The sequence below is a fragment of the Mycobacterium malmoense genome (assembly GCF_019645855.1).
Taxonomy (GTDB): Bacteria; Actinomycetota; Actinomycetes; order Mycobacteriales; family Mycobacteriaceae; genus Mycobacterium; species Mycobacterium malmoense.
The window spans coordinates 3,987,526-4,007,000 of record NZ_CP080999.1 but is presented as its reverse complement, the minus strand read 5'-3'; the positions used below and the strand labels follow the sequence as shown (position 1 = coordinate 4,007,000).

Here is a 19,475-nt window from a genome sequence, read left to right as displayed (position 1 = left end):
CCGCTCCCGGCGACCAAGTGATTTGCTCGCGCTGAATTTAGGAGCGATCGCAAGCGTGGCGTCGCCGGGCGCAGCGGGTCGCGACCGTCGACCTAGCTCTGTCGGCGGGGACTGCGTTCGTTGAGCAGGGCGATGACTTGCGCGGCGAGACCGTCGATGTCGGCGCCGGTGGTGTCGAGCACGAGGTCCGGATTGTCGGGTGGCTCATAGGGCGCGTCGACACCGGTCAGCCCTTTGAGTTCGCCGCTGCGGGCGCGCGCGTAGAGGCCCTTGGGGTCCCGCTTTTCGCATTCGGCCAGCGACGTGGCGACGTGCACCTCGATGAAGGGCAGCCTGGCGGCGTCGTTGAGGGCGCGGGCGGTCTCGCGGTCGGACTTGAGCGGCGACACCAGCGACGCCAGCGCGACCACGCCCGCGTCGGCCAGCAGTCGGGTCAAATGGCCTACCCGCCTGATGTTTTCGGTGCGGTCGCCGGGGGAAAAGCCCAGGTCGTCGGACAGGCCGTGGCGCAGGTTGTCGCCGTCGAGCAGGTAGGCCACCCGCCCCGACTCGACGAGCGCGCGCTCCACGGCCACCGCGATCGTCGACTTGCCGGACGCGGGCAGGCCGGTGAACCAGATCGTCGCGCCCGCCTGTCCGATGGCCCGCCACCGGTGGCCACGGTCCAGCGCCGAGGGATGCCAGCGGATGTCGGTGCGTGGGTGCGTGCCCGGCTTGACCTCCCGCGCCTCAATGATGGTGCCGGCGCCGACGGTGTCGTTGGTGGTTTCGTTGATCAGGATGAACGCGCCGCTGTCGCGGTTGTCGGCGTAAGTGTCGGCGATGACGACGGAGCTGGTTCGCAGGGTCACGGTGCCGATGTCGTTGAGCGCCAACTCGACTGGACTGTCGAGCTCGTCGAGCGTTTCCGGATCCAGCCGCGTGTGTAGCTCCTGCACGGTTGCCCGGACCGTCTTGGTGGTTTGTTTGAGCGCCAGCCGGTCGCCGGCGCGCAGCGGCGAGTCGACGAACCAGCACACGGTCGCGTCGAGCTCTCGGGCCTGCACCGGCCAGGTCGCGTCGTCGGCACCGTTGACCAGCACGTCGCCGCGGCCCACGTCGATGTCGTCGGCCAGCTCGATCGAAACGGACAGGGGCGCAACGGCCGTCGCGCGCTCGTCGTCGAGGGTGTCCAGCGCGGTCACCGTCGAGCGGGTGCCGGCGGGCAGCGAAACCACCGGATCGCCGACGCGCAGCGTTCCCGCCGCGAGCCGCCCCGTGTAGCGGCGACGCACGTTGGCGGTCGGCCGCGACACCCACTGCACCGGCAACCGCAGCCGCGACGCCTCGGCCTGCGGCGCGGCCAGTTCGACACTTTCCAGGTACTCCAGCAGCGTGGGCCCGCCGTACCACGGCGTGCGGTCGGAGCGGTGCACGACGTTGTCCCCGTGCTTGGCCGCGATGGGGATCACCGTGATGTCCACGTCGCCGAGGCGCGCCGCCAACCGGCGCAGCTGGTCTTCCACGTCGGCGAACTTGGCCCGGTCGAAGTCGATGAGGTCGATCTTGTTCACCGTTGCGACAAAGTGCTTGATGCCCAACAGCTTTGCGATGCGCGCGTGTCTGCGGGTCTGTCGCAGCACCCCGGCGCGCGCGTCGACCAGCAGGATGGCCACATGCGCGTTGGAGGCGCCGGTGAACATGTTGCGGGTGTAGCGCTCGTGGCCCGGAGTGTCGGCCAGGATGTAGCCGCGGGCGTCGGTGGAAAAGAAGCGGTAGGCGACGTCGATCGTGATGCCCTGTTCGCGTTCGGCCCGCAGACCGTCGGACAGCGCCGCCAGGTCGGCGACGCCGTCTTCGTCGGTGACGGCTTCCAGGTGGTCCAGCGGTAGGCTGTCGGTGTCGTGCAGCAGCCGCCCGATCAGGGTGCTCTTGCCGTCGTCCACCGAACCCGCGGTGGCGATGCGCAGCAGCTGACGGGTGACGGTCGCGGTCATCAGAAATAACCCTCTCGCTTGCGGTCCTCCATCGCCGCGGCCGAGGTGCGATCGTCGGCACGGGTCTCGCCGCGCTCGGAGACCGTGGCCGCGGAGATCTCGGCGATGACACCGGTGATCTCGGTGGCCCTGGAACGCACCGCCCCGGTGATGGTCAGGTCGCCGACGGTGCGGTAGCGCACCCACTCCACGGCGGCGGTCTCGCCGGTCCGCGGCCCGGCGTACTCCGAGACCGCCAGCAGGATGCCGTCGCGCTCGAACACCTCGCGTTCGTGGGCGTAGTAAATGGACGGTATTTCAAGGTCTTCCAGCTCGATGTAGCGCCACACGTCGAGCTCGGTCCAGTTGCTCAGCGGGAACACCCGCACCTGCTCGCCCTTCTTGATGCGGCCGTTGTAGAGCGACCAGGGCTCCGGGCGCTGCGCGCGGGGATCCCACTGGCCGAACTCGTCGCGGAAGCTCAGGATGCGTTCCTTGGCGCGGGCGCGCTCCTCGTCCCGGCGGGCGCCGCCGAACGCCGCATCGAAGCCGCCGGCCTCCAGCGCGTCGAGCAGCGTGCGCGTCTGGGCCCGGTTGCGCGAAGCTCCGGGACCGGGGTCGGGCACGCGGCCGGTGTCGATGGATTCCTGCACCGAGGCGACGATCAGCCTGTGCCCGTGCCCGGTGACCCTGCGATCGCGAAACTCGATCACCTCGGGAAAGTTGTGGCCCGTGTCGACGTGCAGCACCGGAAACGGCAACGGCAGCGGCCGAAACGCCTTCTCCGCCAAGCGAAGCAGCACGATCGAGTCCTTGCCCGCCGAAAACAGCAGCACCGGCCGCTCCAGCTCGGCCACGACCTCGCGAATGATGTGCACGGCTTCGGCTTCCAGCAGCCGCAACTCGTCGACTCGTCGCGTTTCTGTCGGTGCGGTTGCGGTCACGTCGGTAGTCCCTCTTTCTCGGCGTCCGCACGATAGCGGTCCACCCACTCGTCGGAACGCTGGTCGGCCTGGCGTTCCAGCACCGGGTGGGGCGCCAGCCGCGGGTCGAGCCCCAACTCGTCGAGGATGGTGCCCACCACCTGAGTCAGGTTGCGCCACAGCACCGGATAGGAAATCTCCATGGGTTTGATGTCTTCTTCGGCGAACCAGTTTCGCCAGCCGCGCTCCTGGGCGCGCAGCATGGTGACGACGTGGGCGATCGCCCCGGCGTGGTAGGTGGCGCGCGCGTCGCGGGTCGGATCCGGTCTGCCCCGCCACACCCGGGTCTGCACCGCACGCCAGAACGACACCGCCTGCGACACCACATCGGGCCGGTACACGTAAAGCAGGAGCGGTTCCTCGCCGACGACATCGCGGATCGCGGCCCGCAAACCGTCGCCGGATCGATGCGGCAGGTCCTTCGCGCGGTTCAACAGCAGCGGTGTCTGGTTCCACATCAGCTTGCCGCCCCACACGCCGTTCGGTGTTCTTCCGACGGTGCGGATGTAGTCGCGCCAGATTTCGGCCGGCGCGAGGTCCGGCGTGCCTTCGTCCAGCGGGTCGAGCAGGCTTAGGATCGACTCGTCTTCAACGCCGTCGAACCACTCCCGCGGCTGCGGGGCCTGGCTCGTGCTCGGCAGATACTGGAAGAATTCCTGGGGCTCCCCGGCCACCCCGGTCGCCCGCAGCGATTCCACCAGCAGCGTGCTGCCGCTGCGCTGGGAAGCCAGCACCAAATACGACGACGGGCTTTCTGTCACCAGGGAAGCCTAACCGGACGCAAATCCGCTGCAACACTTTGATTTAGCCTCACGCTGAGCATAACTATTCCGTGGGGCGCGAAGGTTTACGGCCCGCTCATAGGGCGGCGGGTGGTTGCGTTCGGCATCATCCGGGCATCATGATGTCGCGGTCATCGGGTGGTGGTCGATATTCTCTTGGGGCAGATGGTATTTCGTCGGTATGCAGATGCGGGGCGGGCCGCGGGGTGAGGTCCAGATGATGGCGCCGTCGGGCAGCGGTCGGTCGCGCAGGCCCCGTGCGGACCGCAGTCGCAACACTGTCGATGATCCCCGGCCTATGTGGAGATTCCCCGCTCCGACCACCTCGCCTTTTTGGGGAGGCGCTACCCGTGACCATGCGCCACATCGACGACTGGGTTGCAAGGAATCGCGTGCTCGCCAGTGCCTAGCGACCCCAACGACAAGCAGCGCCCCGGGTGGGACGGGCTGCTTGCCGACCCGTTGTCACATCGGTAACTCGCTGGGCGGCATAGGCGATGTGCCCGCCTCGCAGCGACAGCTGACCACGCGTGTCGCTGTGAGGCGGGCAGCGAAGTATGTGCCTGCCACGCCGAGACGCACGTGACACATGTGACCACCACGGCGTGCCCGACCCGGCCAGGTGTTCATGTCCGCTCCGCCGCTAGGCCGAGCGCTCGGTCACCCGCAATCCCAGCGAAAACAGCAGGCGCACTTCGGGGTCGGACAGCGAGGTCGACAACAGCTTCTCGATCCGTCGCACCCGGTAGCGGACGGTGTTGGGATGCACTTGCAGCGACCGCGCGGCGGCGCCAACGTCACCGAAACTGTCCAGGTAGGCCCGCAGCGTCTCGGCCAGCACCGGGTCCCGCGCGCGCAGCTCGCGGATCCGCGGATCGACCAGCCGCTCGTCGGCGCCGACCAGGGTGACGATCTCATCGAGCAGGACGGTGGTGCGCGCCTCGGCCAGCGATGTCACCTGCCCTAAAACCGGGTGCCGCTCAGCACTATCCAGCACACGATCCACCTCGGTACGCGCATCCGCGACCCCCGCCAGGCCGGCGACCGGCGCGGCGATGGCGGCCCGCAGCTCGACGCCAAGTTCGGTGCGCAGCGCGTCGATCGTGCCGCGGACCCACGAGGTGACCGGCCGGGTGCGAGTCTGCGGCAGCAGCACATAGATTCGCGACCCCCGCGACGCGACCTGAGCATCGCGGCGAAAAGCGCTGGCGCTCAACGCCAAAACGTCGGCCAGCCGCGCAGGGCGGGCCCCGGTGTCGGCGGAGTCCCAGCCGATCAGCGCGGCCGTGCCGTCGGCGGCGAGGCCAAGTTCGCGGGCGATGGCGGCCACGTCGGCGGGCTCGCCGTCCGTCAGGCTCAGAAGTTGTTGCACCCGCCGCGCGTGCGTGGACGGCCGGGCCGCCAGCCGTGACATGATCCGGGCGGCCAGCACCGCCGCGCCCCGCAGCATCTCCTCGGCGTCGTCGGCCAGCGGTTGCGAGCCCTGCTGAACCCAGATAGCGCCGGCGAACACCGGTGGTCGGTGGCCACCGGCCGGCGGCTGATGGATCCCGATCGCGAGCCGCGGGCGCAGACCCAACTCCGGGCGCTCGGCGACGCGCACCACCTGGTCGCCGGATCGCAGCGCGTCGAAGATGCCCCATTGGCCGATCCACTTCAGATGCTCGGGCGGACCGGCGCGGCCCAGGATGGAAAGGCGCCGCAGCTCGTCGGCCTCGTCGTTGGAGGCCGAATAGGCAAGCACCTGCGACTGGGCGTTTTCGATGCTCACCATGCCGTGGATGCGGTCGGCCAGCGACTGCGCCAAACCGAATAGGTCGGTGCCCGAGTCGTCCGTCGGGTCGGCGCGGTCCCTGTGGTGCTCCAGGACGTGGTTGACCAACTGGTAGAGGCGCTCCCACCGGGCCCGTGGGTCGACGGCTACCACCGCCGACCCGGCCGCGACCGCCCTGGCCACCAGCGCGTCCGACGGCTCCTTGGCGAAGATCGCCACCGGCGCGCGCTCGCTCGCCTGCCTGTCCATCCACTGCAGCGCCTCGTCGTCGGCGACGCCCAGCAGGAAGAACACGTCGGCCGAGCCCGCTGCCGCCGCCAGGCCGAGCCGCACGTCGTCGGAATCGATCAACGCCGCCGAGCCCACCGGCAGGTCCAGGCCGCGGGGCGCGTCCACCAGGCTGACCAGCGTCGCGTCCAGCGCCAGCACCAGTTGACCCAACCCGACGCCAGCCACTCCCATATTGTCTGATCGTACTACTTCGCCCACTAAATCTTGTCCGATCGGCTAACAGGATGGGGTGCTGTGCCGGGGATCCTGGCAGCATGGACGCGATCACCCAGGTGCCGATGCCGGCCAACGAGCCGGTCCACGACTATGCGCCGCGCTCCCCGGAGCGCGCCCGGCTGCTCAACGAACTCGCCGCGCAGGCCGACCACCCGATCGACCTCCCGCATGTCGTCGGCGGCAAGCACCGCATGGGCGACGGCGAGCGGATCGATGTCGTCCAGCCGCACCGGCACGCCGCGAGGCTGGGCACGCTGACCAACGCCGTGCACGACGACGCGACGGCGGCCGTCGAGGCCGCGGCGGCCGCCAAGAATGCTTGGGCAGCAATGCCTTTTGACGAACGTGCCGCGGTGTTCCTGCGCGCCGCCGACCTGCTGGCCGGGCCGTGGCGAGAGAGGATCGCCGCCGCCACGATGCTCGGCCAATCCAAGTCCGCCTACCAGGCCGAGATCGACGCGCCGTGCGAGCTCATCGACTTCTGGCGGTTCAACGTCGCGTTCGCCCGCCAGATCCTGGCGCAGCAGCCGATCAGCGGACCCGGCGAGTGGAACCGCAGCGACTACCGCCCGCTGGACGGCTTCGTCTACGCGATCACGCCGTTCAACTTCACCTCGATCGCCGGCAACCTGCCGACCGCGCCGGCGCTGATGGGCAACACCGTGGTGTGGAAGCCGTCGATCGCCCAAACCCCGTCGGCGTATCTGACCATGCAATTGCTGGAGGCCGCGGGGTTGCCGCCCGGCGTCATCAACCTGGTCACCGGCGACGGCTTCGCGGTTTCCGATGTGGCACTGGCCGATCCGCGGCTGGCCGGCATTCACTTCACCGGGTCGACGGCCACCTTCCAGCAGCTCTGGCAGCGGGTGGGCGCCAATATCGGCCGCTACCACAGCTATCCGCGGCTGGTCGGCGAGACCGGAGGCAAGGACTTCGTCGTCGCGCACGCCTCGGCGCGGCCGGATGTGCTGCGCACGGCGCTGATTCGCGGCGCGTTCGACTACCAGGGCCAGAAATGCTCGGCGGCGTCGCGGGCGTTTATCCCGCGCTCGCTGTGGCGACGCATGGGCGACGACTTCCTGGGCGCGACCGCCGCCCTGCGCTACGGCGACATCACCGACCTGACCAACTACGGCGGCGCGCTGATCGACCGGCGCGCCTTCGCCAAGAACGTCAACGCCATCGAGCGGGCGAAGGGCGCACCCGGCGTCACCATCGCGGTGGGAGGCGAATACGACGACAGCGTCGGCTATTTCGTGTGTCCGACCGTGTTGCTGTCCGACGACCCGACCGACGAATCGTTCGCGACCGAGTACTTCGGTCCGTTGCTGTCGGTGCACGTCTACCCCGACGACCAGTACGAACGAATCCTCGACGTCATCGACACCGGATCCCGTTACGCGCTGACCGGCGCGGTGATCGCCGACGACCGCCGGGCCGTGCTGACCGCGCAGGACCGGCTGCGGTTCGCGGCCGGAAATTTCTACGTCAACGACAAACCGACCGGCGCGGTGGTCGGGCGCCAACCGTTCGGCGGTTCGCGCGGCTCGGGCACCAACGACAAGGCCGGATCGGTGCTGAACCTGTTGCGCTGGACGTCGGCCCGCACCATCAAGGAGACGTTCGTCCCGGCCACCGACCACGCGTACCCGCACATGGCGGCCGAGTGATGGCCGGGGTGTTCGCCAACACCCTTCGGCCGGCGATCATGGCCGCCGGCCGAAGGGAGGGATTGCGCCGGACCGCCGAACGGCTGCCGGTCGCCCGCAAGGTCGTGCACCGGTTCGTGCCGGGGGAGACGATCGAGTCCGCGATGGATGTCGTTGCCGCCCTGCGTGAGTCGGGCCGCTACGTCAGCATCGACTATCTGGGCGAGGGCGTCTCCGACGTCGACGACGCCGACGCGGCCGTGCGGGTTTACCTGGATCTCATCGAAAAACTGGGCCGCCCTGGCGATTTCGCGGGCGTCCGACCGCTGGAGGTCTCGGTCAAGTTGTCGGCGCTGGGGCAGTCGCTCCAGCGCGACGGAGAGAAGATCGCCCGGGAGAACGCCTGGTCGATCTGTGAGGCGGCGCAGCGTGCCGGCCTGTGGGTGACGGTGGATGCCGAGGACCACACCACGACCGAGTCGACGCTGTCCATCGTCCGCGACCTGCGGACCGATTTCCCTTGGCTGGGCACGGTTTTGCAGGCCTATCTGCGGCGTACCCTCGACGACTGCCAGGAATTTGCCGTGTCCGGGGCTCGGATCCGGCTCTGCAAGGGCGCCTACGACGAGCCGGCGTCGGTGGCCTACCGAGACCGCGCCGAGGCCACCGAGTCCTATCTGGCCTGCCTTCGGGTGCTGATGGCCGGGTCGGGCTATCCGATGGTGGCCTCCCATGACCCGGCGATCATCGCTGCGGTTCCCGGCATGGCTCGCGAATCGGGCCGCGGCGTTGCGGATTTCGAATACCAGATGCTGTACGGCATCCGCGACGGCGAACAGCGGCGGCTGGCGGGCTCCGGCAACCAGGTCCGGGTGTATGTGCCGTTCGGGACCCAGTGGTATGGATACTTCATGCGGCGGCTCGCCGAGCGGCCGGCCAACCTGACGTTCTTCCTGCGGGCACTGGCGCGGCGGCGGTAGGCCGACTGGTCGACCCGTCGAGTGTGCGCTCAGGGATTCGCGCGTGAGCCCAGGGACGCTTCGAGGCCCGGATCGACGCCCTAGCGTCACACTGAAAGCCCACGCTTCACACTCAACGCACGGGGCGCTATGCGAACGCACGGGGCGCTAAGCGTCATGCGTCGATGACGGTCATTCCCACACCGCTGGGGCTGTTCGAAATGTAGATCGGGTCCAGCGAGAAGAGGTAATTCCCGGTATTGAACGGGTCGCTTGATGACACGACATAGGGCGCGTCGGCACTGGTGACCATTTCCGAGTACAGCTCCTGACCGCCGCTGGTATAGACCGTAAGCGTCGTTCCGGTCGGCACCGTATTGCCGGCCGAAACACCCGAAATCAGGTTTGACGGGATGGCTCCGGTCAAGCCGCCGGAATCGATGAACGCGCCGGTAGCGCTTTGCAGAGAACCGCCATTGATCTGTATTTCCAGGTTGGTCATCGGCGATCCGGTAAGCGAGGCAAGGGGGGTCAGCGGGTTGGAGCCGAACTCCAGCAGACCTTGGGGTTCGTTGATGAGCACACCCTCGTCGAGGGTGCCCGGCAACGCCGAGGTCACCGGGGTAGAGAGCGGGTACCCGTCGTTGGGCCCGATACCCAGAATGGCGGGTATCGAGGAGAGCTGAACAGGATTTGTCACACCATTGATCGTCTCGGTCGCGGAGGTGGCGACGTCGACGCCGGTCGACGTCGTGACGATGCCATTCCCAAGATTTACCGTTGTTTGGTACGTCTCGTAGTGGACGGTTTCATAGTTGGTGCTGTTGCCGTAAATAACGGTGCCCGACCCGGTGGGCGTGCCGAGGCTGGCTATGTTGACGTCTTGGCGCGGGAGCAGAAGACCGGTGGACCCGGTGTCAACTATCGCGCCCACGCTCGGTCCGCCGCCGACGGAGATGTTTACTATCGCGTTGCCGTATTGATCTACAGAGATGACGGTTTCGTTGGCTGCCAAAGGTGTGCTCACGCCGGTTGCCCCGGCTACGCCCGACAGCAAGCCGGCGGCTCCTCCCGCGCCGCCGACACCGCCGGGCCCGCTGGCCCCGCCCGTGCCGCCGTTGCCCAACAGCCACCCGCCGGCGCCGCCAGCGCCCCCGGCCGCTCCACCATAGGTGCTATTGCCACCGTTACCACCGTTGCCGTACAACCATCCGCCGGCACCGCCGGGCGTCCCTACACCTTGAGAATTGGTGTATCCGTTGGCGCCGTTGCCGATCAGCGGGCGCCCGGTCAGTTCCCGGACGGGCCCACTGACCACGCCCGACAGCAGCTGACCGATGTTGGCGGCCTCGGTGGACGCATACGAATTCGCGTTCGTGGCCAGGGTGCCCGTGAACCAACCATGAAAGGCCGCGACCTGCCCGGCAAGCGCCTGATACTGCTGCCCGTACCCGGCGAATAGCGCAGCCACGGCCGTCGAGACCTCATCGGCGCCGGCGGCCACAAGCTCGGTGGTCGGAACGGCAACCGCCGCGTGGGCCGCATCCAGTGCCGAACCTATGCTTTCCAAATTCGTTGCCGCCGAAGCCAACAGCTCAGGGGCTGCAACTAGAAGTGGCACGCCAGCCTCCGCGGTCGTCTCGCCCGTCATCTAATTCCCCAGGTACAGGGGCGTCGGTGAGGTATTACCAGCTCACTGGCTGTTTGTCTAGGAGGTCTACATAGGAACATGCTCGGCGCGGCCGCGTGAGCGATCCCTCCGGTTATCCACGTGCCAATTGGCAGCGAGTCTTTGCGGCAGATCCACGCGCTACCTTGCGGCAGATCCACGCGTAAGATGGTGGCAGATCCACATGCGACGGTGGACTAGACGGCGGGAGCGTGGATGCGAACCATACTTGGCCCGGCCTTGCCTAGACACGCCGAGGCCGCTGTGAACGCGGCGCTGGAGGACACCCGGGTGGTGCTCGTCAACGGTGCCCGGCAAAGCGGCAAGAGCACTCTGGTTCGCCTCGTCGCAAAGGGCCGCGACGCCGAATGGCGTGATCTCGATACCGCCTTGACCCGCCAGGCTGCGCTTGAGGATCCGGACGGCTTCGTCGACCAGCCCGGCCCGATGGTCATCGACGAGGTCCAACGAGCACCCGATCTGCTGCTGTCGATCAAGGCGCAAGTGGATGCAGACCCCACGCCCGGGCGCTTCCTGCTGACGGGATCGGCGCGCGTGCTCGGCTTGCGATCCCTGCCCGACACTCTCGTGGGCCGAATGGAGACTATTGAGCTCTGGCCCTTCTCTCAGGGCGAGATCGACAGCGCCCCTGACGGATTCGTCGACGCCGTGTTCACCCAGGGCGACCTGGAGGCACCCTCCGCTTACGGGGGACTGCGCCACGGCTCCACGGTTTCACGTGCGGAGTACGCCGACCGACTTGTTCGTGGAGGCTTTCCTGAGGCAGTTGCGCGAACCGACGAGCGCCGACGCCGCAACTTTTTCAATTCCTACGTCGGCGACCTCATCGCGCGCGACGTGCAGCAATTGTCGGAGATTGAGCGAACAACCGAGATGCGCGCGCTTGTCCAGATGCTGGCCGCTCGATCGGGGCAGCTGCTGTCCATCGCCACATTGAGCAACGAACTCGGACTCGGCGCCACGACGGTGAAGAAGTATGTCGCACTGCTCGAAGAGGTCTTTCTCGTCAAGCGGATACCGGCGTGGTCCCGAAACATCAGCAGCCGAGCAACCACAACCCCCAAGCTCGCGTTCGTCGACTCCGGCATCGCGGCACACCAGATCGGTGCGGATACTCGCAGCATCTTGCGGCCTACTGGTCAGTTCGGGCCGCTCCTCGAGGGATTCGTTCTGATGGAACTGGCACGCCAGCTGACCTGGTGCGAGGAAGAAGTTGCGCTCTTCCACTACCGAACCAGGGATCAAGTTGAGGTCGATGCCGTACTCGAAAATCGGCGGGGTGACGTCGTGGGCATCGAGGTCAAAGCAGCATCTACCGTCGGGCCCAACGACTTCCGCGGACTGCGGCACCTCGCCCAGCGGATCGGCGACGATTTCCGCGCCGGCATCGTCATGCATACCGGGCCGCAAACCCTGTCCTTTGGGCCAAAGATGCTCGCCGTACCGGTGAGTGCCCTATGGTTGACATCCACGGCCTGACGGTCTCAACCGGCTTTATGCCCGCCTCGGCCGCGGGCGATCGCCGGCGAAGCCACGCACCACGTGCGCGCGCACGAACTCGGCGACGGCATCGGGGTCGTCCATGTCCAAAGTCGATGACGGCGTGCTGAAGAGCGAAAACAGTATGCGCGCGAACCATTCGCCGGCGGCCTCCACGTCGAGGTCCTTGCGGACCTCACCGGTGAGCTTGGCGGCGGACAGATACGGTGCGAAGAATTCGACGCATTCGCGCAGCAGGACGGCGGCGTCCTTGGTCAGCAGCAGGCTGATCGCGTCTTCGTCGAAGTACTTCCCGGAAGCGATGGCCTTTCGCGCCTGGGTCACGAATACCGCGGCGTGGCTTAGCTTTTCCTCCAGTGAGACGCCCCGGTTCATCGCTTGGGACATCTCGCGGTAGAACTGCTCGGACGCGTGCTCGGCGCAGGCTTCGAGAATGGCGCCCTTGTCGCTGAAGTACTCGTAAACGGTGCTCCGGGATACGTTGGCCGTTCTCGCGATATCGACGATCGTCGTCTTCTGCAGCCCTTGCCTGCGGAAACACGCGTACGCGGACTCGACGATGAGCTCGCGGGTATCCGTTGCCTGGGTCAACGCGGAAGCCTGGGTCATTCCGCTCCCTCAGTCGGCCGGCGCGAGAATCAGCCCGCTGGTGGGCACGCCGGTCCCCGAGGTGACCAGCACGTGCTCGACGTTGTCGACTTGGTTGTAGGAGGTGCCGCGCACCTGGCGCACGCCCTCGGTGATGCCGTTCATGCCGTGGATGTAGGCCTCGCCGAGCAGCCCGCCGTTGGTGTTGATCGGCAGCTCGCCACCGAGCGACAGCCGTTCGATGGTGGCGAAGTCCTTGGCTTCGCCGCGCCCGCAGAAGCCGAGCTCCTCGAGCTGCGTGAAGACGAACGGCGTGAAATGGTCGTAGATGAAGGCGGTTTGGATGTCTTGCGGCTTGAGGCCCGAGTCGCGCCACAGCCGGTCGGCGACCACTCCCATCTCGGGCAGGCCGGTGATGTCCTCGCGGTAGTAACTGGTCATCATCTCGCCCTCGTAGGCCGCGCCCTGGGCGGCCGCGGTGATCACCGCCGGCGGCTGGCGCAGGTCGCGGGCGCGTTCGGCGCTGGTCACCACCAGCGCCACCCCGCCGTCGCTTTCCTGGCAGCAATCCAGTAGCCGCAGCACGGGTTCGACGATCCAGCGGGAATTCTGGTGGTCCTCCAGTGTGATCGGGCGCTGGTAGAACCAGGCGTCGGGATTGCTGGCGGCGTGCGCGCGATCGACCACGGCGATGCGACCGAAGTCCTCGTTGGTCACCCCGTACGTCGACATGTAGCGCTGGGCGTGCAGCGCGACCCACGCCGCGGGAGTGAGCAATCCGAAGGGCGCGTAGTGCGCCATGAACAGCGGGGTCTCGGCGCTGGTGCGTCCGCTGCCGCCGAACCGGAAGCCGGACCGCTCGTTGAACGCGCGCCAGCACACCACCACGTCGGCGACGCCGGTCGCGACGGCCATCGCCGCGTGCACGACGGTGCCGGCCGCCGCCCCGCCGCCGTGCGGCACGCGGGAAAAGAAGCTCAGGTCGCCGATGCCCACGCTGCGCGCCACGTCGATCTCGTCGCTGGAGTCCATGGTGAAGGTGACCATGCCGTCGACGTCGCCAGGTGCCAGGCCGGCGTCGTCGAGCGCGGAACTGACTGCCTCACAGGCCAATTGCAGCTCGCTGCGCCCCGACTCCTTGGAGAACTCGGTCTGGCCGATGCCGACAATGGCGCAGCTGCCGGGCAGCGAGCTTCTCATGCTTGGACTCTTTGGAGGTCGCTTTCGGCGGCCCCGTCGAGCAGGCTCAGCACCGCGGTGCCGGAGACATGATCGCCGAGGCTGTTGGCGCCCTTGAAGGTGACTTCGACGAAGTTCTCGCCCCCTGAACCCCTAGTTTTGCCCGTCACGCTGCCGGTGAAGCGCAGCGGATCGTCGGGAAAGCATGGCACACCAAGGCGAATCGACAGGTTCTTGACCATCGCCTCGGGTCCGGCCCAGTCGGTGAGGAAACGCACGCAGTAGCCGTTGGTGGTCAGGATGTTCATGAACAGGTTGGGCGAGCCCTGCTTGTTGGCGTAGTCGCGGTCGTGGTGCACCGGCATGAAGTCACGCGAGGCGATCGCGCCGGCGACGATCATTGTTGTGGTGATCGGGATTTCGAGCGGGGTAACCTCGTCGCCGACTTCGATGTCGGCCCACTGCAGCGTCGCGGTGCGGCTCTTGGCGGTCGTCATCGGTTTCCTTCTGTCGGCCGGAACTGGTGCAGCACAAGGTCGTCATCAAAGGTCTGGTAGTAGACCTCGACCGGCATCCCGACCGTGACGTCGGCCGGATCGATGTCGGACAGGTTCGAAACCAGCCGCACCCCTTCGTCGAGCTCCACCAACACGACGATGTACGGATAGTCGAAGAACGGGAATCGGGGTTGGTGCGGCATCACGTAGCTGTAGACGGTGCCCCGGCCCGACGACTCGATCGGATCCCAGTCCAGGGAGCGGCATTTGGGGCACATGGGGCGCGGCGGGTGACGCAGCGCTTTGCAGCCGCCACAGCGCTGGATCAGCAGCTTGCGCTCGCGCAGCCCGTTCCAGAAGAACTCGGTGTCCGGGCTGATCGCCGGTGGCAGTCGGGACGCCATCAGCGTTTCGGCCTGAAGCGCAGCACCCGGAATCGCTGGCGGCCCAGCACCTCACCGTTCTGGTCGGTGTAGGTGATCACCCAGGTCAGGAAGTAGCCGGTGCCCAGCGCCGTCTTCTTTTCGTCGGAGACCTCCTCGAAGATCGACGTTGCGCTGATGACGTCACCCAGCCGGGGATAGCGGTCGATCTCGAACTCCGAGTTGACCGCCACCGTGCTGGTGAAACCGGCCTCATCGAGAAATGCCGTTGGGCTGCTGGTGATCTCGACGGGAACGCCACCACGGTCCCCGATCCCTTCCAGTTTCGGCGCCGGCATCGTCCAGGTTTGCAGCATGACGGGAGGCGACACGATGCCACCGAACCGGGACGACGACGCAAACTCCGGATCGAGGTAGACCGGGTTCATGTCGTCGAGCGCATGCGCCCAGTGCCGGATCATCGGCTGATTGACCGGATCCGGTGCCACCGAAGGCTTTCCGGTACCACCGGTCGGCTGGCCGACGAGCGCCTGCAGCTTAGCTTGGAACGCGGCCTTTTGGTCGGTCACTAACTTGGTCCTCCTTCTATCCGGCCGCGGTGCCGAGCCGTACCGGCATCCGCTTCACCCCGGGCACCATGGTGGCCCGCATCCGGTCCACCTCGCCGGCCAGTTTCAGGCTGGGGAAGCGGCGCAGCAGCTCGTCGAACATAACGCAGGCTTCCAGGCGCGCCAATTGCGCACCCACGCAGGAATGTTCCCCGCACCCGAACGCGATGTGCGGGTTGGGGTGGCGGGTCACCCTGAATTCTTCTGCGTCACAACCGAAGATGTCCTCGTCCCGGTTGGCCGAGCCGTAGAGCATCACCACCGTGTCGCCCTCCGCGATGCGCTGCCCGCGGATTTCGACGTCGGCCGTCGCGGTGCGCGCCATGTGGACCACCGGGCTGTTCCAGCGCAACATCTCCTCGACGGCGCCCGGGATCAGCGACCGATCCTCGACCAGCAGCCGGCATTGGTCGGGATGCGCGATCAGCGCCAGCGTGCCCAGCGCGATCAGATTACGGGTGGTTTCGTTGCCGGCGACCAACAGCAGGAACGCGAAGTTGAGCAGGTCTTCGTCGGTGAGCCGGTGGCCGTCGATCTCGGCGCCGGCTAGAACCGACAACAAGTCGTCGCGCGCTTCGACGCGCCTGGCCGCGATCAGCTTTTGGAAGTACTCGAAAAGCTGCCCCATGGCCACCAGCGGGTCGAGTTCGATTTCCGGGTCGGCGATTCCGGTGGCCGCGTCCGACCACGCCCGGAACTGCTCCCAGTCGTCGGGCGGGGCACCGATCAGCTCGGCGATCATCCGGGTGGGCAGTGGAGCGGCGATCTCTTCGGCGAACTCGTGAACGGAATCGGGCTCCAGGCCGTCGAGGATTCCCCGCACGATTTCGCGGATTTTCGGTTCGAGCACGGCCACGCGCCGCCGGGTGAAGCCCGCGTTGATCAGCCTGCGCAGCTGCCGGTGCCGCGGCGGGTCGGTGAAGATGAGGCTGTTCTCGACAACCGGGTTGTCCATCGCCGGGTCCGGAATGGTGACGCCCTTGGTCGAGGAGAACATCGCTGGGTTGCTCGACACGAAGCGAATGTCCTCGTACTTCAGCAGCGCCCAGAAGTTGGTGACGTCGTTCCAACACACCGGCGAGCTGGCGCGCAGCTCCCGGTACGCGGGGTAGGGATCGCCCGCGTAGAAGTCGGGGGAGTGCAGTGGAAAAGTGGTCTGCACGGTAAGCCTCCCGGGAGATCCGACAGATCGGCCCAATCTGTCTAGCGAGAATGTGTCTACTCCGCCGCGGCTATTGCTGTCAATACGGCGTCAGCACGTTGAATTGGGCTGGATTTCGCGTCATTAGTGATTGACGGGGCGGGTCCATGGGTGAACACTGAGTCCCTAGATGACCGACCTTCGGTGAGGAATCAGATGGCCGAGCTACCACCTCCGGGACCTCTTGTCGACACCTATCGGCTCTACATCGACGGCAGATGGGTCGAACCGGAGGACGGCCGCTACGACGACGTCTCACCGGCCACCGAGCAGACCATCGCCACCGCGCCCGACGCGAGCGTCGCGCAGGTCGGCGAGGCGATCGCGGCCGCGCGTAGGGCTTTCGACGACGGGCCGTGGACTTCGTTGAGCCTCGAGGACCGGGCGGGCTGCCTCAATCAGCTGGGCGACGCGCTGGGCAAGCACGCGGACGAGTTCTTCGCGCTGTCGCAGGCGGAGTGGGGCTGCATCGCCAACGAGCGCGTGATGCAAATCGACGGCGCCGCTTTCATGTCCATGCGCGCGGCCCAGCTCGCCGCGCAGTTGGTCGACGAGCCGGTCACCGGCACCGGCGCCGGAACGACGCTGCTGCGTCGCGAGCCCCTCGGCGTCGTGTCGATCCTGACGCCGTGGAACTTCCCGCACTGCCTCAACGTCATGAAGGTGAACAACGCTCTGGCCGCGGGCAATACCGTCGTGCTCAAGCCCTCGCCGCTGACGCCGCTCGCCGGCCTTGCGCTCGCGCGGATGATCGACGAGTACACCGACATTCCGCCCGGCGTGGTCAACGTCGTCACGCCGTCGGGTGTCGAGGGCGCCAAGCTGCTTACCACCGATCCGCGCATCGACATGGTCAGCTTCACCGGCAGCTCGGCCGTCGGCTGCCAGGTCATGTCCGCCGCGGGCGCCACCATGAAGCGAATCCTGTTGGAGTGCGGCGGGAAGTCGGCAAGCATCGTCCTCGACGACGCGCAGGTGACCGACGAGATGCTGCGGCAGATGCTGTTCGATTGCTGTTCGCTGCACGCCGGTCAGGCCTGCATCCTGCACAGCCGGCTGCTGCTGCCCGATTCGTTGCACGACGACGTCGTCGACCGGCTCGTCGCGCTGGCCCGTGACGTGAAGGTCGGCGACCCCATCGATCCGGACGTGCAGATGGGGCCGCTGATCAGTTCGGACCAACGAGAGCGTGTAGAGGGCCACGTCTCTCGTGCCGTTAGTGACGGCGCGAAGCTGGCGACCGGCGGCGGTCGCCCGGCCGGCCTGGATGTCGGCTTCTACTTCGAACCGACGATTCTCACTGGGGTGCAACCGGATTCGGCTATCGCGCAGGAGGAAGTGTTCGGGCCGGTGCTGACGGTGCTGCGCTACCGTGACGACGACGACGCGGTGGCGATCGCGAACAACTCTTGCTATGGGCTCTCCGGCGCGGTGTGGGGTGGCGACGTGGACCGGGCCGTCGGTGTGGCCCGCCGCATCCGCACCGGCCAGATCGCGGTCAACGGCATCGGTCCCGGTGACGCCCCGTTCGGCGGCTTCAAGTTGAGCGGGTTCGGTCGCGAGGGCGGTGGAATAGCCGGCCTGCATCAGTACATGGAGCCCAAGGCCATCGGGACGCCCGCCTGACGGAAGCTTTCGGGGCGGGTGGGGCACCGCGACCGAGGGCCTGTGGTAGCGCCGCGTTGCTCGATCCCCACGACGCCCGCGCGGCGTGTCGCGTCGTGAAATTCACACTCGGGCAACTGCTTTCCGCGCTGCCAGCACCAGCCCGATGCCGCGACTCCGTGGCCGCCAACTCGTGAAGCTGGCGACAAGCCGGTGACCACCAACGCGATCGGCCCCCTTTGCGAGCAAGAAGGGGGCCGATCCGTCTATGGTGTGCTTCTCGGCCGGGCGTGAGCGATCCATGACAACACGACCCATGTCAGCCGAATGACACTCGACCAGGATTTCATCCATGACGTCGTGTTGATGTGGAATCGGCTTTTCCCGCGGATTTTGGGCGGTCCAGTCGCGGATTCCCGTTTTGTTATGGGGTGTGGAGTTCGCCTAGCCGTTCCGCATGTCGTCATGGCCTCTTGTCGTCTGGGAATACCGAACCGCGATCGGCAACCGTCGGCGCGATGGGATGACTAAGCACTAGCCTGGCGTTGCATAAAAGTTGAATATCTTTAAGCGTGACAATAATCCGATTTCGAAAAGTGATTGCACATGCGATAGCGGTTTAGCCGCAAACGTCGACAGCCTGCGGCGCCAAGCTCCGTGAGCCTTTCGTAAACCGCTTGTCACATGCAAAACTGCTGGACATGGTCGTCGCGATCGCTCGCCCCAAGCTCGAAGGAAACGTGGCGGTCGACGAGGACCGCCAAATCGGCTTTGCGGAGTTCGGTGCGCCGCAGGGGCGAGCCGTCTTCTGGTTGCACGGCACTCCCGGCGCCCGCCGGCAGATCCCGACGGAGGCCCGCGTCTACGCCGAACACCACAACATCCGCCTGATCGGCATCGACCGGCCCGGCATCGGCGCGTCAACACCCCATCAATACGAAAACATCGCCGCGTTCGCCGACGACCTGCGCGCCATCGCGGACACGCTCGGAATCGACAAGATGGCCGTGATCGGCCTGTCCGGCGGCGGTCCATACACCCTTGCGTGTGCAGCGGCGCTGCCCGACCGGGTGGTGGCCGTCGGGGTGCTCGGTGGCGTGGCCCCGACGCGCGGCCCCGACGCGATCAGTGGTGGCGCGATGAACTTCGGTTTGCTGGTTGCGCCGCTGCTGAAATTCGGAGGTAGCCCGCTGCGGGTGGGTGCGAGCTTGCTGATCCGTGCGGCGCGGCCGGTCGCGTCCCCAGGGCTGGATCTGTATGGCCTGCTCTCACCGCGGGCCGACCGGCACCTGCTGGCCCGCCCCGAGTTCAAGGCCATGTTCCTCGACGACCTGCTCAACGGCAGCCGCAAGCAGCTGGCCGCGCCGTTCAACGACATCATGCTGTTCGCCCGCGACTGGGGTTTCCGGCTCGACGAGGTGAAGGTTCCGGTCCGCTGGTGGCACGGCGACCACGACCACATCATCCCGTTCGCGCACGGCGAGCACGTCGTCTCCCGGCTGCCCGACGCGGAGCTCTTCCATTTGCCAGAGGAAAGTCACCTGGCCGGGCTGGGCCGCGGCGAGGAGATTCTGTCCACCCTGATGAAGGTCTGGGACGAGCGGGCCTGACCCGC

At 67.0% G+C, this 19,475-nt stretch carries 16 protein-coding genes; 5 read left to right on the top strand and 11 right to left on the bottom strand.

All coding sequences use genetic code 11. The annotated features are described in order from the left end of the window. Positions 1-92 precede the first annotated feature (92 nt). From cysC to K3U93_RS18290, 4 genes are all read right to left on the bottom strand, one after another. Positions 93-1,976: an adenylyl-sulfate kinase gene (gene cysC / locus K3U93_RS18305; RefSeq protein WP_071508924.1), complete on the bottom strand. Its 1,884-nt coding sequence runs from the start codon at positions 1,974-1,976 to the stop codon at positions 93-95. Continuing rightward, complete coding sequence (gene cysD, locus K3U93_RS18300) at positions 1,976-2,899, bottom strand: sulfate adenylyltransferase subunit CysD (RefSeq protein WP_071508925.1); 924 nt, start codon at positions 2,897-2,899, stop codon at positions 1,976-1,978. Before cysD ends, cysC begins: the two co-directional genes overlap by 1 nt. Continuing rightward, entirely contained in the window at positions 2,896-3,699 is an 804-nt protein-coding gene (stf0, locus tag K3U93_RS18295) for a trehalose 2-sulfotransferase (protein WP_071508926.1), read from the bottom strand. Before stf0 ends, cysD begins: the two co-directional genes overlap by 4 nt. Positions 3,700-4,363: 664 nt before the next feature. Beyond that, positions 4,364-5,956 carry a PucR family transcriptional regulator gene (locus K3U93_RS18290; RefSeq protein WP_139796976.1) on the bottom strand — a complete coding sequence of 531 codons (1,593 nt, stop codon included), beginning with the start codon at positions 5,954-5,956 and terminating at the stop codon, positions 4,364-4,366. Positions 5,957-6,039: 83 nt separating this feature from the next. On the opposite strand from K3U93_RS18290, the gene pruA reads away from it, so the two are divergent. Together pruA and K3U93_RS18280 are read left to right on the top strand one after the other, a co-directional pair. Then, positions 6,040-7,671 (top strand): L-glutamate gamma-semialdehyde dehydrogenase, encoded by a 1,632-nt coding sequence (gene pruA / locus K3U93_RS18285; protein ID WP_071508928.1) that lies wholly within the window; start codon positions 6,040-6,042, stop codon positions 7,669-7,671. Continuing rightward, positions 7,671-8,630 carry a proline dehydrogenase family protein gene (locus K3U93_RS18280; protein WP_071508929.1) on the top strand — a complete coding sequence of 320 codons (960 nt, stop codon included), beginning with the start codon at positions 7,671-7,673 and terminating at the stop codon, positions 8,628-8,630. The genes pruA and K3U93_RS18280 overlap by 1 nt, the downstream gene beginning before the upstream one ends. A gap of 154 nt (positions 8,631-8,784) precedes the next feature. Here K3U93_RS18280 and K3U93_RS25400 read toward each other — a convergent pair whose 3' ends face one another. Beyond that, positions 8,785-10,230: a PecA family PE domain-processing aspartic protease gene (locus K3U93_RS25400; protein ID WP_071508946.1), complete on the bottom strand. Its 1,446-nt coding sequence runs from the start codon at positions 10,228-10,230 to the stop codon at positions 8,785-8,787. A 312-nt stretch (positions 10,231-10,542) separates the two neighbouring features. Here K3U93_RS25400 and K3U93_RS18270 point away from each other — a divergent pair, with 312 nt between their 5' ends. Then, on the top strand, positions 10,543-11,778 hold the full coding sequence (locus K3U93_RS18270; protein WP_230981408.1) for an ATP-binding protein: 1,236 nt from the start codon (positions 10,543-10,545) through the stop codon (positions 11,776-11,778). A 15-nt stretch (positions 11,779-11,793) separates the two neighbouring features. Here the strand turns inward: K3U93_RS18270 and K3U93_RS18265 are convergent, their stop codons facing one another. Genes K3U93_RS18265 through K3U93_RS18240 form a run of 6 tightly spaced genes read right to left on the bottom strand, consistent with a single transcriptional unit; the run spans position 11,794 to position 16,216 of the window. After that, entirely contained in the window at positions 11,794-12,408 is a 615-nt protein-coding gene (locus K3U93_RS18265; RefSeq protein ID WP_071508931.1) for a TetR/AcrR family transcriptional regulator, read from the bottom strand. A gap of 9 nt (positions 12,409-12,417) precedes the next feature. Then, a complete protein-coding gene (locus tag K3U93_RS18260) occupies positions 12,418-13,587 on the bottom strand; it encodes a lipid-transfer protein (RefSeq protein ID WP_071508932.1) in 1,170 nt (389 codons plus the stop codon). After that, positions 13,584-14,063 (bottom strand): MaoC family dehydratase, encoded by a 480-nt coding sequence (locus K3U93_RS18255; RefSeq protein WP_071508933.1) that lies wholly within the window; start codon positions 14,061-14,063, stop codon positions 13,584-13,586. Before K3U93_RS18255 ends, K3U93_RS18260 begins: the two co-directional genes overlap by 4 nt. Continuing rightward, on the bottom strand, positions 14,060-14,467 hold the full coding sequence (locus K3U93_RS18250) for a Zn-ribbon domain-containing OB-fold protein (RefSeq protein WP_071508934.1): 408 nt from the start codon (positions 14,465-14,467) through the stop codon (positions 14,060-14,062). Before K3U93_RS18250 ends, K3U93_RS18255 begins: the two co-directional genes overlap by 4 nt. Beyond that, a complete protein-coding gene (locus tag K3U93_RS18245) occupies positions 14,467-15,015 on the bottom strand; it encodes a MaoC family dehydratase (protein ID WP_071508935.1) in 549 nt (182 codons plus the stop codon). Before K3U93_RS18245 ends, K3U93_RS18250 begins: the two co-directional genes overlap by 1 nt. A gap of 16 nt (positions 15,016-15,031) precedes the next feature. Further along, the gene (locus tag K3U93_RS18240; RefSeq protein WP_071508936.1) at positions 15,032-16,216 is read right to left on the bottom strand and encodes a cytochrome P450; all 1,185 of its coding nucleotides are present in this window, start codon (positions 16,214-16,216) and stop codon (positions 15,032-15,034) included. A gap of 195 nt (positions 16,217-16,411) precedes the next feature. Between K3U93_RS18240 and K3U93_RS18235 the strand changes: the two genes are divergently transcribed. Together K3U93_RS18235 and K3U93_RS18230 are read left to right on the top strand one after the other, a co-directional pair. Next, positions 16,412-17,881, top strand: coding sequence for an aldehyde dehydrogenase family protein (locus K3U93_RS18235; protein ID WP_071508937.1), 1,470 nt, complete (start codon positions 16,412-16,414; stop codon positions 17,879-17,881). 680 nt (positions 17,882-18,561) lie between these two features. Beyond that, entirely contained in the window at positions 18,562-19,470 is a 909-nt protein-coding gene (locus K3U93_RS18230) for an alpha/beta fold hydrolase (protein WP_083010750.1), read from the top strand. The last annotated feature ends 5 nt before the right edge of the window (positions 19,471-19,475 follow it).